The organism is Bacillus cereus group sp. MG9, assembly GCF_040459995.1.
GTDB classification, from domain to species: domain Bacteria; phylum Bacillota; class Bacilli; order Bacillales; family Bacillaceae_G; genus Bacillus_A; species Bacillus_A mycoides.
On record NZ_JARVHC010000001.1, the window covers coordinates 1,208,384 to 1,221,099 of the forward strand.

Sequence of the window (12,716 nt, forward strand, 5' to 3'; positions counted from 1 at the left end):
ATTAAAAAAAGATGCACTTTATTGCATCTTTTTTTAATTGCTTTATCTAGTTTTAGTGTGGAATATGTCTAGAAAACACCATGATCCTCTGCAAATCGTGAATTGTATTAAGTAGAGGTATTTATCCCGATTGGTGCGGGCTAATAATCAGTGGCGGATGAACAAAACCCCCACTGATTAAAGTTTCACTTTATGAAATTGGGCGGAACTTTTCAGGGACAAAAGGTAGGGAAGAAGGGACAGAAACGGTCTCCAACTCAGGGTAACGTAGTCCAGTTAGTTTACCACCAAATACAGCACCAGTATCAATATTGACTGTATGATTCACAAAGCGAGGTTCATTGACAGGTGTATGTCCATAAACAATCCATGTTTCACCCTTATACTCTTTCGCCCAATCTTGGCGGACAGGTGAGCCGTCAGGGTGTTTTTCGCCTGTAATATCACCATATAATACAAAGGTTTGTACTTTTTTATCTTGTCTTCCTATGTAATCTTGCCGAATACCAGCGTGACAGACGGTTAAATTTTTTTCATCCAGTATGTGATATAGCGGTGATTGTTCGTAAAGAGTAATGAATTTTTCTTTTATTATTTGTTGCTTATTAGAAGGCAATGCTTCATATTCTGCAACAGTTGTTTCGAGCCCATGAGCGATTGTAACATTACGTCCAAGGAAGAAACGATACAGTTTATTACAGTGATTCCCTGGAGCATAATAAGCATCTTTTCTATTTATTACGAGCTCCCATACAATTTCAATCATCCGTAATGAATGAGGACCTCGGTCTGTAATATCACCAACGAATGCAAGCCTTCGTTTTGCGTTATGAATTGGGATACCACTATCCCAGCTATACCCTAGTTTCGTTGTTAAATCTTGAAACTCTTGGAAGCATCCGTGAATATCACCTATAATGTCATATTTCATATTTAAACCTCCAGCTCATTTTTTCATTAGTATATCTAAAATGGACATAGAAAAAAACCATACCGTTTTTCGATATGGTTCATTTAAACATAAAGATTTTAGTTCTTGAGCGTACGTTTAAAATAAATCCAATAGCAACCATATATGTGAGCAGTGAACTCCCGCCGTAGCTCATAAGCGGTAACGTTATTCCTGTAATAGGGAGTAAACCAATTGTCATCCCAATATTTTGGAATACTTGGAACGTAAACATTCCAATTGTACCAGCGCAAATATAACTACCGAAAGGTTCATTGCTTTCTAAAGCGATATGGATCATTCGGTAAATGAGTAAGAAAAAAAATGAAATAATAACACTTGCTCCTAAAAAACCGAATTGTTCAGCGATATTTGTAAAAATAAAATCTGTATGTGGCTCTGGAAAATATACTTGTCTATTTTCCCATCCTTTTCCTTGCATCTCTCCTGATCCAGTAGCTAAAAATGCTTGTCTTAATTGATATCCTTGTGCGTCATATTCATAAGGTGCAAGCCAACCATAGAAGCGATTTAATTGATATTCTTTTAGAATGTGCTCTTTAAAGAACTCTGTATGCGTGAAATAAATATATGTTAAGGTAGAGCCTATGGCGAAAATACCGGAGGTTAATCCGAGGATAAAGCGCCAACGTATACCAGAAACTAAAACCATTGTTGCAAGCATCGCTGAAATGACCATTGTGTTTCCTAAATCAGGTTCTTTTGCGATTAGAAGTAGTGGAGGTAAACTAGCTGCAAATATTTTTAAAAGTAAAATGAAATCTTCACGAGTTGTCCGAAAAAGGTATTTTTCATTATGATTCGCTATAATTCGCCCAACGACGATAATCAAAAATAATTTCATAATTTCAGAAGGCTGAAAGTTTCCGATGCCTGGAAGTCTGTACCACGCGGTAGCCCCTTTAATTGTAACGGCGCCAGGAACTTGAAGTTCTAGGCCAATTAGAAGTATGAGTGCAAAGCTATATAAATACCAAGCGATTTGTTTATAGCGATCGAAATCAATAACCATAATAACACCAATGGCGATAAATCCAATGGCATACCATTGGATTTGTTTTAATACAAAATTTACGTTTTGTAAAAATGGTGGTAAAGAAGCTTGTGCACTTGCGATAGCAAAGCAGCTAACAATCCCAATGGCAAATAAAATGAATATTAATATGTAGTCTATTTGATATTGAGTGTTCGGATCTTTCACTGTATGAATTCCTTTCTACTGCTCTCTATATTAGTGGGTTTTAGTTGGTGCATCACATAGTTTAAAAAGAATGTATGAACTATACGCATTATTCACGTAAAGCTCACACATTTTATTTTCGCAGAATAGACTAATGATGTAGCTCTTTTATAATTATGTCCAAACAATGGGAAAGACGTACATGTGCATCTGGAATGAGGTTTGGTAGCTGGCTATAATATTCTAAGGAACCTTTACACCATTTATAAGCGCTAATTAGACCTAGTCTATAATCTGTATTATCTTGTAAAAATCCGTATTCTTTTGAAGTTATAACGAGGTGCGTAAAATCCTCAGATCCTTCAAGGAGTTTGCTGTGTATTTGTTGCCCAGTATGGTAGCGAAATTGGCTTAAAGGTTCGGATATGTATACTGCGTCTCCTTTAGAAAGTAAGGAAATCCATGATGCCATATCGACACTACAAGAATAGTGCCTTCCTTTTAGCGTGCCGAAAGGTTCAGTGAGTAACTGTTTTCTAAACAGAATAGTTGTAGGCTCACCGATAATGTTATGTCCACCTTTTAACATCCAGTCGCCTAAAAATATTCCGTTTAATTGAATGTCTTCGCTATATAATCTTTGTGTTGGATGAGCATCTCCAATTAAATTCCCGTGATCATCAATACGTACTCGATAAGAAGTTATAAGAGCGAGATTTTTATTTGTGTCTTGCTCAAAATAAGCCATCATTTTTTGTATTTTATGATTATAAAACACATCATCGTCCATTAAAAAATTTATATACTCCCCATTAGATTTCTCTAAGAGCATAAGATCGTTATGAAATTGTCCTAAAGTAGTGGTATTTCGAATGTATGTTATGTTTTTATAATTAGGTAAATACTGTTCATTTATTAAGATTTCTGTTTCATCATTTGTACTATCGTCGCCTATAATAATTTCAATGTTTGGATAAGTTTGTGCTAATGCACTTTCTAGAGCAATTTTGAAATAATGTGGTCGATTATAAGTGGGAATAAGGATGGAAACGAGAGGTGACTTTTTTTTATTATTCATACGAAACTACCTTTCAGAAGCTTTTTTTGTAAGAACGATATCTTGATAACTTGTATATTCATTTCTGCCGCACCATAAACCATAATGCGGTTTATTAATTACCTCTAAGCCATGTTTATTTAATAAGGTGCGGATATCTTCTTCAGGATAGGCAACTGCGAAATTAGGAATATCTTTATTCACAACATAACAATTTTCAATTTGATGATAAAAACCTAATGTACTTAGCCCAGAATTTAAGTAATAGGATGATTCAGGGTTAATGAGAAAGAAGGTAATAAAACATCTCCCATCTTTTTTTAGAACACGTACAATCTCAGATACGTAATGTTCTAATTCTTTCGGAAGGAGATGGGTAAATACAGAAGTTAAAAAAATAAAATCGAATGAATCGTCTTCATATGGAAATTTGTATTGAGAAGCATCTTCTTTTCCTTCTGGGTTGTAGAATTGATTATATATATCAACGTGTTCAAAATGGAAATTGCTACGGGCAGTTGAAATATTATTTTTGCACCATGTAATGCCATCTTTAAATAAATCAAATCCATAATAAGCTCCATCATCACCTAAGTAATTCATTAATGGAACCGCCATTCGACCGACACCACAACCTACATCTAACACTGTTTCATTGGATTTTAAACTGCCAATTTGAATAAAATGCTTTATGAATTCTTTTCCAACCTTTTGAAAGTCGCCACCTACATATTGGACGAGTTCGGGAGGTGGGATTAATGCGATTTTTTTTTCAAGCTCGCTCATAATTTCACTCCTTCCTTGTAGTAAATAGGGAACTAACATTTTTAACCTGCAGCTAACATTTTATAGTGGGAGGGGAAACGATATTAGAACTGTTGCGATATGTAAAAAGCTCCCTAGAACAACTGGAAATAGTAATGGGAGCTTTTGTTTTTATTTATCATGCTATTGGCGAAGGCTAATAATTAGTGTGAGATGGAGAAACCCTAACTGAATAAAGTTTCGCCCTATTCTTTTCGCCAATAAACCCCGAATACATCAATTTTAGTAATAGGAGCTTTTAAGTTTCTTTGATTTCTAAAGTCTGTCACGGCCTCTGCACAAGCTGGTAGTCCATAGTCATCAATAATAATATAGCCGCCCTTAGAAACTTTATCGTATAAGTTCACGAGACCATCCATTGTGGATTCGTACATATCACCGTCAAGGCGTGCAATTGCAATTTTTTCTATTGGTGCTGTTGGTAAAGTATCTTTAAACCAGCCTTTTAAAAATTTTACTTGATCATTTAATAAATCATATTTTCTAAAATTCTCTTGTACTTGTTCTAAAGAAACGCGTAAGTAATCGAAAGAGTGTAAATAATCTCCGTAATCTTTCGGATAGTGTTCTAAATTCGGTGTTGGCAAACCTTCAAATGAATCTGCAACCCACACATTACGATCAGTAATGTTATTTGCCTGTAAAAAACCATTCATAAAAATGCACGATCCCCCGCGCCACACACCTGTTTCAATAAAATCACCTTCTATATTTTCACGGACAACTGTTTCTAGTGCTTCATGTAATTGATTCATTCGTTCCCGGCCGATCATACTGTGTGCTGCTCTGGGCCAATCCATCCCATCTTGACGTTCACTTTTTAAAACATCTGGTTTCACAATTTTCAAGTTATGGTTTTCAGCATATTGCTTAATGAATAAAGGAAGTGGTACGGTAACTGGTTCATATGGAAGTTCCTTAGAAATATGTAATGAAGCAGGTAAATATGGCTCATACTCTAGCCATATTTCAAATAAAATTGTTTTCTTTAACAACTCGAGATAAAGCTGAACAGCAAATTTATTTTCCATATTTGTGCCTCCTGCAAAATGTCATACAACAATATGATTATGTAGATAGTGAAAGTTTCATGCTTGAATTCATAATTGAAAAAGCAGTAAAACTGATATCAGTTTTACTGCTAAGTAAAAAAATTAAGCGATTTTTTCAATAATAATGGATGCACTTGTACCAAGAGCTAGAGATAATCCAAGTCCTGTAACGACAGCTTCAACCATTGATGGTGTTATTGTAATTTGTGTAATTGCCTGGATAACGAGAGGCGCTCCAAGTGAGATTAAACTTGTTCCAGCGCCAGGTATATTAACGCCGTTCACTTGAATTGCAAGGCTACCTAATATACTTACTGCTGCAGTATATGCGATAACAGTAATTTTATAGAATCCAGTTTCACTTATGATGAAAGTATCAGCGTCTAATTGAGAAATTGCTGTACCAAACTGAGATCCAACCGTGTTAAACGGTACAGGATCATTAATTCCAAGAGCTAAAGAAACTGTAGCAGAGTTAAATGCATACAATCCTGCTGGAAGTCCTAATCCAGATGGCCCGGTCGGCCCGGTCGGCCCAGTAGGTCCAGTAGGTCCAGTCGCACCAGTGTCTCCAGTAGGCCCAGTAGGTCCAGTTGCGCCAGTGTCTCCAGTCGGCCCGGTAGGTCCAGTTGCGCCAGTGTCTCCAGTCGGCCCAGTCGGTCCAGTTGCGCCAGTGTCTCCAGTCGGCCCAGTAGGCCCAGTAGGTCCAGTTGCGCCAGTCGCGCCAGTTGTACCAGTGTCTCCAGTAGGCCCAGTAGGCCCAGTCGGTCCAGTCGGTCCAGTAGGCCCAGTAGGCCCAGTAGGTACGGTAGGTCCAGTCGGCCCAGTAGGCCCAGTCGGTCCAGTTGGCCCGGTTGGAAGTGTAAACGGTGGTATTGGTGGTAAAGTTGGACCTACAAGATTAGGATCAAATGCACTAGCTGATAAGAATTCATCAGGATTTAAGCCATCTGAATAATTATTATTTGACATAAATTCACCTCCATAAAGCTTTCATTATATAGTAGATGCAAAATCACAAGAAAATGACACGGACATTTGAATTATTAAAAAGAAATCTTAAATAGCTTGAACAAGTTAAAAAAATGGAAAGTTTATTGTATGTATAACATATGATTGAGTTGGAAGAGGGTGATTATGTTGAACAAGCAAGGAATTACAATTAGTCTATGTATGATTGTTCGCGATGAGGAAAATACAATAGATCGATGTTTGGACGCGGTAGAAAAAATTGTTGATGAAATTATTGTAGTTGATACAGGATCCACTGATCGAACGAAGGAAATTGTAGCAAAATACACTTCTAACATACACGATTTTCCGTGGGTTGATGATTTTGCGGCAGCTAGAAATTTTGCGTTTTCAAAAGCAACGCAAGAATATATATTATGGTTAGATGCTGATGATGTGTTATTAGAGGAAGCTCAAGAATCACTGAAAACATTAAAACGAGAGTTAGATGGTAAAGTTGACGCTGTTTCTATGCCTTATTATCTTGTAATGGATTCTAATGGGAAACCTTTATATTGCACAAGAAGATATCGACTTGTAAAGCGTGAAAAACAATTTCAATGGTTTGGAAAGGTGCATGAGTATTTAGCTGTTTCTGGTGAGATTTACAATAGTAATGTCGCCATTACACATAAGAAAGAAAAAGAAATAACGAATCGTAATTTGAAAATTTTTCAAAATGCTGTAGCAGCTGGAGAAGAATTAAGCCCGAGAGATTTATTTTATTACGGTAATGAATCTATGGATAATCAAAAATACGACGATGCGGTTCTTCTGTATGAAACATTTCTTAATCAAGAGGAAGGATGGCATGAAGAGAAAATTTATGCATGTGGTAAGTTAGGAGATTGTTATGCGAAGTTAGGAGACTGGGAGAAGGCAGTTGAAACTTGTACGAAGTCGTTTCGTTATGGTATTCCTAGAGGAGAGAATTGTACAAGAATAGGATATATATATATGGAACAACAAAAGTATAATGAAGCGATATTTTGGTTTAAGCTAGCAACTGAAGTGCCGCTAGCAGAGGATAGTCCTTTTCACAGTCCGGCTAGTTATACGTGGATTCCATATTTACAAATGTGTATTTGTTATAGCAGATTAGGAGATCAAGATAAAGCTTATTATTATAATGAATTGGCAGCTTCTTATGTTCCGAATAATGCTGCGATTGAATATAACCGTAAATATTTTAGAGGCATCTATGATAAACAATATAAAATGTAATTTGTTCTATTTTTAGGAAATGACTTGTCGCTATTCTAATGATAGTAGAATGGCTATATATTAGAGTATCGGTAATGCAACCAATAGAGATGGCATCCTTTGTAGAATACCTTTTGTTTATATTTCAAATTCAATTTGCATAAGGAGTGTGTGAAATGAATCGGGAGAAAAGTTCTTTATACGAAGAAAAATCTGAACATTATTATAATGCGATAAATCCTAATTTATTCAAGCATATAAAAAAGGAATGGCAAGAAGTTCTTGATATTGGTTGCTCGAGCGGTGCATTAGGAGCGGCTATAAAAGAAAATGGAGCACGTGTATCAGGAATTGAGGCGTTCCCAGAGGCTGCCGAAAAAGCGAAAGAAAAACTAGATCATGTTATTTTAGGTGATATAGAAACAATGGATCTTCCTTATGAGAAGGAACAATTTGATTGTGTCATATTCGGGGATGTATTAGAGCATTTATTTGATCCGTGGGCTGTCATAAAGAAAGTAAAGCCATATATAAAAGAAAATGGTGTGATTTTAGCTAGCATACCAAACGTTGCGCACATTTCAGTATTAGCTCCCTTACTCGCTGGAAATTGGACGTATACAGAATATGGCTTATTAGATAAAACGCATATTCGTTTCTTTACTTTTAATGAAATGCTAAGAATGTTTTTAAAAGCAGGATATTCTATTAGTAAAGTAGATCGTGTATATGTTGATCATAAAATATATGAGCCACTTATTGAAGAGTTATATGGAATTTGTAAAAAGTATCGTCTTGGAAGTGGCTTCATGGCTGAGACAGTTGTATTTCAATATATTATTGAAGCAGAAAAATCACAATTATGAGTGCTGCAGAAAAAACAATACTATTTGTTACATGTATAAATGATCGGAAATTGTATGCACAATGTGCGCGACATATATTGAAATTGGCAGTACCTCCTGGGTATACTATACAATTTATGCCGATTCGAAATGCAAAAAGTATGACGAGCGGATACAATCAAGCCATTTCACATCCAGCGAAGTATAAAGTGTATTTACACCAAGATGTCTTTATTATAAATGGGGCCTTTCTATACGGATTAATTCAATTATTTGAGGAGCATGAACATCTTGGGATGATTGGGATGGTTGGATCCCAATATGTTCCTCCAAATGGTGTATGGAACGAAGGGCGTGGGATTGTCGGGAAAGTCATTGGTTATATGAACGATTTGTTTTATATGGCAAGTTTAGAGCAACCATTTCATGAATCAAAAACGTTTATTCCTGTGGAATGTATTGACGGTTTATTGATGGCGACACAATATGATATTCCGTGGCGAGAGGACTTATTTGATGGGTTTGATTTTTATGATGTATCCCAATCTTTTGAATTTAAAAAAGCTGGGTATACAGTCGGTGTCCCTGTGCAGCGTGATGCTTGGTGTATTCATTATCATTTCGATGTAAATATGACGAACTATGAAAAGTATAGAAAAGTATTTGTAGAGAACTATATGTCAGATGTGAATAAGGAAGAATAGAGGGCTACAAAATGAAAGATCATACAATATTAGTCGTTGTTTGTGTAAATAATGAAGAGCTTTTCGAGCAATGCGAAAGGCAAATAAGAAACATTGTTGTTCCCCCTGGCTATGTAGTGCAAATTTTTCCGATACGAGATGCGAAAAGTATGGCAAGTGCGTACAATCGAGCACTTTCATATCCGGCGAAATATAAAGTATATATACATCAAGATACTTACCTTATTAATCGTGATATGTTTTGTACCCTCATTTCTCTTTTTAAAGAAAATGAAAAGCTTGGTTTAATTGGAGTAGCTGGTGCTCAGTTTTTACCGAGTAACGGGATATGGTGGGAAGGGAAAAATTTAGTAGGGAAAGTGATTGAGTACAGAAGACGGAATTATCAATTATTAAATTTGGATCTGGGGTTTTATGGAAATCAATCTTTTATGTCAGTGCAAGCAATCGATGGTTTACTCATGGCAACGCAGTATGATATTCCGTGGCGAGAGGATTTGTTTCAAGGATTCCATTTCTATGATGTGTCACAGTCTTTAGAATTTCAAAAGGCTGGATATTTAATTGGTATCCCTAATCAAGCAAATCTATGGTGTATTCATTACAACGGAGATGAGTTTGATGCGGATACATATGAGAAATACCGGGAAATTTTTGTGGAACATTATAAAGAGGTGCTATCTCCATCATAAGGGAGAGATGAAGGATGAAAGGGATTATTTTAGCAGGCGGGACAGGATCGAGATTATATCCAATAACGAAAGTAACGAATAAACATTTACTTCCCGTTGGGCGGTATCCGATGATTTATCATGCGGTATATAAGCTGAAGCGATGTGAAATTACAGATATTATGATTATTACAGGTAAAGAGCATATGGGAGATGTTGTGAGCTTTCTAGGAAGTGGTCAAGAGTTTGGTGTATCCTTTACGTATCGTGTGCAGGATAAGGCGGGTGGGATTGCGCAGGCGCTAGGACTTTGTGAAGATTTCGTAGGAAATGATCGGATGGTAGTTATATTAGGAGATAATATCTTTTCAGATGATATTTGCCCGTATGTTAAAGAGTTTGCAAGTCAAAAAGAAGGGGCTAAAGTGCTGCTTCAATCTGTAGAAGATCCCGAGCGATTTGGTGTAGCGCATATTAAAGGCCGAAAAATAATTGAAATTGAAGAAAAGCCGAATGAGCCGAAAAGTTCTTATGCTGTTACGGGAATTTATTTGTATGATTCGAAAGTCTTTTCTTATATAAAAGAATTAAAACCTTCCGCAAGAGGGGAACTTGAAATTACAGATATAAATAATTGGTATTTAAAACGAGGAGTACTTACTTATAATGAAATGAGTGGCTGGTGGACTGATGCGGGAACGCATGCTTCTCTTCAAAGAGCGAATACGTTAGCGCGGGATATAAACTTTGGGAAACAGTTTAATGGAGAATAGGTGAAAATATGAAAGTTGTAGAAACAAATTTTACCGATGCGAAATTGTTAGAACCGAGATTGTTTGAAGACGAGCGAGGTTTTTTTACTGAAAGTTATAATAAGAAGATGCTAGAATCGTTAGGGATTACGCATTCATTTCTGCAAGATAACGTATCTTATTCAGCGCATTCGGGGACGATTCGAGGGCTACACTTTCAAAAAAATCCGAAAGCACAAACGAAACTCATTCAAGTTATGCAAGGTGCAATATATGATGTTATCGTTGATTTGCGAAAAGATTCACCTACATTTAAAAAGTGGAGAGGTTATATTTTAAGTGCGGATAATCATAGGCAATTATTAGTGCCGAAAGGATTTGCTCATGGTTTTTGTACACTTGTACCTCATACAATTGTTATGTATAAAGTAGATGAGTATTATAGTGCTGATCACGATTCCGGTTTGCTTTGGGAAGATAAAGAATTATCAATTCCCTGGCCGGTAACAAATCCTATCTTGTCCGATAAGGATCGAATATTACCATTACTTCAGGAATATGAAGATAGTTTTTAAGTAGGAGAGTTGTTTATGAATATATTAGTTACAGGTGGAGCTGGATTTATTGGAAGTAATTTCATTCACTATATGTTAAAAAACTATGAAACATATAAAATCATTAATTACGATGCATTAACATATAGCGGGAATTTAAATAATGTAAAGTCTATTCAAGAAAATCCTAACTACTCATTTGTAAAAGGGAAAATCCAAAATGGAGAGCTGCTGGAACATGTTGTTAAGGAACGTGACGTGCAAGTAATTGTAAATTTCGCAGCTGAATCACATGTGGATCGTAGTATTGAAAACCCAATTCCTTTTTATGATACGAATGTAATAGGTACAGTCACGCTGTTGGAGTTAGTGAAAAAATATTCACATATTAAACTCGTGCAAGTATCAACAGATGAAGTATACGGTTCTTTAGGGAAAACCGGGAAATTTATAGAGGAAACCCCGCTAGCTCCTAATAGTCCATATTCTTCAAGTAAAGCGAGTAGCGACATGATAGCCTTATCTTATTATGAAACGTATCAATTACCAGTTATTATAACGCGTTGTTCTAATAACTACGGACCGTACCAATATCCTGAGAAATTAATTCCGTTAATGGTTACGAATGCGCTTGAAGGAAAGAAACTACCATTATATGGTGATGGATTGAATGTAAGGGATTGGCTGCATGTAACGGATCATTGTAGTGCAATTGACACCGTTTTGCATAAGGGATGTGTAGGAGAGGTGTATAATATCGGCGGAAATAACGAAAAAACAAATGTAGATGTTGTGGAACAAATTATAAAACTTTTAGGAAAAACGAAAAAAGATATTGAATTTGTAACAGACCGTTTAGGTCACGACCGTCGTTATGCGATTGATGCACAAAAAATGAAGAATGAGTTTGAATGGGAACCGAAGTATACGTTCGAACAAGGATTAAAAGAAACGGTGGAATGGTATAAAAACAATGTGGACTGGTGGAAACCACTAAAAGAAAAGTAAGGGGCATGTAGATGAAAGAACGGATTATCATAACGGGAGCGAACGGTCAGCTAGGGAAGCAACTACAAGAAGAGTTGAATTCTGAGGAATATGACATATATCCATTTGATAAAAAGTTATTAGATGTAACAAATATATCCCGAATTAAGCAAGTGGTACAAGAAATAAAGCCACATACAATTGTTCATTGTGCAGCGTATACGAAGGTAGATGGTGCTGAGAAAGAACAGGATCTTGCTTACTTAATAAATGCGATTGGAGCTCGAAATGTAGCGGTTGCTTCACAATTAGTAGGGGCTAAGTTAGTGTATGTCAGTACCGATTATGTATTTCCAGGTGACAAACCGGATGGCTATCATGAATTTCATAATCCAGCACCGATAAATATATATGGAGCTTCTAAATTTGCAGGAGAGCAGTTCGTAAAAGAGTTACATAATAAATATTTTATAGTTCGTACATCGTGGTTGTATGGTAAGTATGGAAATAATTTTGTGAAAACGATGCTACGATTAGGAAAAGAGAGAGAAAACATATCTGTTGTAGCTGATCAAGTTGGTTCTCCTACGTACGTGGCGGATTTAATTACTGTGATTAATAAGCTCATTCATACATCCTTATACGGTACGTATCACGTATCAAATCGCGGTTCATGTTCTTGGTTTGAATTTGCCCAAAAAATATTTTCGTATGCAAATATGAAAGTGAATGTATTACCTGTTTCAACTGAAGAATTCGGATCGGCGGCTGCGAGACCAAAATATTCTATCTTTCAACATAACATGCTACGATTAAATGGTTTTTTACAAATGCCTACTTGGGAAGAAGGATTAGAAAGGTTTTTTATAGAAACAAAAAGTCATTAACAAATTTATGTTAGTGAC

Annotated in this window: 14 protein-coding genes; 8 read left to right on the forward strand and 6 right to left on the reverse strand. The window is 36.1% G+C overall.

Translation table 11 applies throughout. The annotated features are described in order from the left end of the window. Positions 1-190 precede the first annotated feature (190 nt). The 6 genes from prpE to QCI77_RS06180 all read right to left on the reverse strand — a co-directional run bounded on the left by prpE (position 191) and on the right by QCI77_RS06180 (position 6,056). Entirely contained in the window at positions 191-931 is a 741-nt protein-coding gene (gene prpE / locus QCI77_RS06155) for a bis(5'-nucleosyl)-tetraphosphatase PrpE (protein ID WP_002086958.1), read from the reverse strand. 79 nt (positions 932-1,010) lie between these two features. After that, the gene (locus QCI77_RS06160) at positions 1,011-2,171 is read right to left on the reverse strand and encodes an FtsW/RodA/SpoVE family cell cycle protein (protein ID WP_002030401.1); all 1,161 of its coding nucleotides are present in this window, start codon (positions 2,169-2,171) and stop codon (positions 1,011-1,013) included. Between the two features lie 130 nt (positions 2,172-2,301). Next, positions 2,302-3,228: a glycosyltransferase family 2 protein gene (locus QCI77_RS06165; RefSeq protein WP_002030400.1), complete on the reverse strand. Its 927-nt coding sequence runs from the start codon at positions 3,226-3,228 to the stop codon at positions 2,302-2,304. Between the two features lie 6 nt (positions 3,229-3,234). After that, positions 3,235-3,993, reverse strand: coding sequence for a class I SAM-dependent methyltransferase (locus tag QCI77_RS06170; protein WP_002030399.1), 759 nt, complete (start codon positions 3,991-3,993; stop codon positions 3,235-3,237). A gap of 224 nt (positions 3,994-4,217) precedes the next feature. Then, positions 4,218-5,063 carry a TylF/MycF family methyltransferase gene (locus tag QCI77_RS06175; RefSeq protein ID WP_002186420.1) on the reverse strand — a complete coding sequence of 282 codons (846 nt, stop codon included), beginning with the start codon at positions 5,061-5,063 and terminating at the stop codon, positions 4,218-4,220. Positions 5,064-5,186: 123 nt separating this feature from the next. After that, entirely contained in the window at positions 5,187-6,056 is an 870-nt protein-coding gene (locus tag QCI77_RS06180; RefSeq protein ID WP_353824658.1) for a BclA C-terminal domain-containing protein, read from the reverse strand. A 165-nt stretch (positions 6,057-6,221) separates the two neighbouring features. Between QCI77_RS06180 and QCI77_RS06185 the strand changes: the two genes are divergently transcribed. From QCI77_RS06185 to rfbD, 8 genes are all read left to right on the forward strand, one after another. After that, positions 6,222-7,319: a tetratricopeptide repeat-containing glycosyltransferase family 2 protein gene (locus tag QCI77_RS06185; RefSeq protein ID WP_002125963.1), complete on the forward strand. Its 1,098-nt coding sequence runs from the start codon at positions 6,222-6,224 to the stop codon at positions 7,317-7,319. A gap of 155 nt (positions 7,320-7,474) precedes the next feature. Then, positions 7,475-8,164 carry a class I SAM-dependent methyltransferase gene (locus QCI77_RS06190; RefSeq protein ID WP_002125965.1) on the forward strand — a complete coding sequence of 230 codons (690 nt, stop codon included), beginning with the start codon at positions 7,475-7,477 and terminating at the stop codon, positions 8,162-8,164. Next, on the forward strand, positions 8,161-8,847 hold the full coding sequence (locus QCI77_RS06195; protein WP_002140852.1) for a glycosyltransferase family protein: 687 nt from the start codon (positions 8,161-8,163) through the stop codon (positions 8,845-8,847). The genes QCI77_RS06190 and QCI77_RS06195 overlap by 4 nt, the downstream gene beginning before the upstream one ends. Positions 8,848-8,858: 11 nt before the next feature. Beyond that, entirely contained in the window at positions 8,859-9,539 is a 681-nt protein-coding gene (locus QCI77_RS06200; protein ID WP_044437801.1) for a glycosyltransferase family protein, read from the forward strand. A gap of 14 nt (positions 9,540-9,553) precedes the next feature. Beyond that, positions 9,554-10,291 carry a sugar phosphate nucleotidyltransferase gene (locus QCI77_RS06205; protein WP_002011380.1) on the forward strand — a complete coding sequence of 246 codons (738 nt, stop codon included), beginning with the start codon at positions 9,554-9,556 and terminating at the stop codon, positions 10,289-10,291. 8 nt (positions 10,292-10,299) lie between these two features. Beyond that, on the forward strand, positions 10,300-10,845 hold the full coding sequence (gene rfbC, locus QCI77_RS06210; RefSeq protein WP_002011381.1) for a dTDP-4-dehydrorhamnose 3,5-epimerase: 546 nt from the start codon (positions 10,300-10,302) through the stop codon (positions 10,843-10,845). Positions 10,846-10,860: 15 nt separating this feature from the next. Beyond that, a complete protein-coding gene (rfbB, locus tag QCI77_RS06215; protein WP_044437803.1) occupies positions 10,861-11,832 on the forward strand; it encodes a dTDP-glucose 4,6-dehydratase in 972 nt (323 codons plus the stop codon). Positions 11,833-11,843: 11 nt separating this feature from the next. Beyond that, positions 11,844-12,698: a dTDP-4-dehydrorhamnose reductase gene (gene rfbD, locus QCI77_RS06220; protein WP_353824659.1), complete on the forward strand. Its 855-nt coding sequence runs from the start codon at positions 11,844-11,846 to the stop codon at positions 12,696-12,698. Positions 12,699-12,716: the final 18 nt, after the last annotated feature.

What these genes read in the sequence shown, in the direction of transcription:
- prpE (WP_002086958.1), bottom strand. Translation starts at nt 931, where the DNA reads ATGAAATATGACATTATAGGTGATATTCACGGATGCTTCCAAGAGTTT.
- QCI77_RS06165 (WP_002030400.1), bottom strand. Translation starts at nt 3,228, where the DNA reads ATGAATAATAAAAAAAAGTCACCTCTCGTTTCCATCCTTATTCCCACT.
- QCI77_RS06170 (WP_002030399.1), bottom strand. Translation starts at nt 3,993, where the DNA reads ATGAGCGAGCTTGAAAAAAAAATCGCATTAATCCCACCTCCCGAACTC.
- QCI77_RS06175 (WP_002186420.1), bottom strand. Translation starts at nt 5,063, where the DNA reads ATGGAAAATAAATTTGCTGTTCAGCTTTATCTCGAGTTGTTAAAGAAA.
- QCI77_RS06180 (WP_353824658.1), bottom strand. Translation starts at nt 6,056, where the DNA reads ATGTCAAATAATAATTATTCAGATGGCTTAAATCCTGATGAATTCTTA.
- QCI77_RS06185 (WP_002125963.1), top strand. Translation starts at nt 6,222, where the DNA reads ATGTTGAACAAGCAAGGAATTACAATTAGTCTATGTATGATTGTTCGC.
- QCI77_RS06190 (WP_002125965.1), top strand. Translation starts at nt 7,475, where the DNA reads ATGAATCGGGAGAAAAGTTCTTTATACGAAGAAAAATCTGAACATTAT.
- QCI77_RS06195 (WP_002140852.1), top strand. Translation starts at nt 8,161, where the DNA reads ATGAGTGCTGCAGAAAAAACAATACTATTTGTTACATGTATAAATGAT.
- QCI77_RS06200 (WP_044437801.1), top strand. Translation starts at nt 8,859, where the DNA reads ATGAAAGATCATACAATATTAGTCGTTGTTTGTGTAAATAATGAAGAG.
- QCI77_RS06205 (WP_002011380.1), top strand. Translation starts at nt 9,554, where the DNA reads ATGAAAGGGATTATTTTAGCAGGCGGGACAGGATCGAGATTATATCCA.
- rfbC (WP_002011381.1), top strand. Translation starts at nt 10,300, where the DNA reads ATGAAAGTTGTAGAAACAAATTTTACCGATGCGAAATTGTTAGAACCG.
- rfbB (WP_044437803.1), top strand. Translation starts at nt 10,861, where the DNA reads ATGAATATATTAGTTACAGGTGGAGCTGGATTTATTGGAAGTAATTTC.
- rfbD (WP_353824659.1), top strand. Translation starts at nt 11,844, where the DNA reads ATGAAAGAACGGATTATCATAACGGGAGCGAACGGTCAGCTAGGGAAG.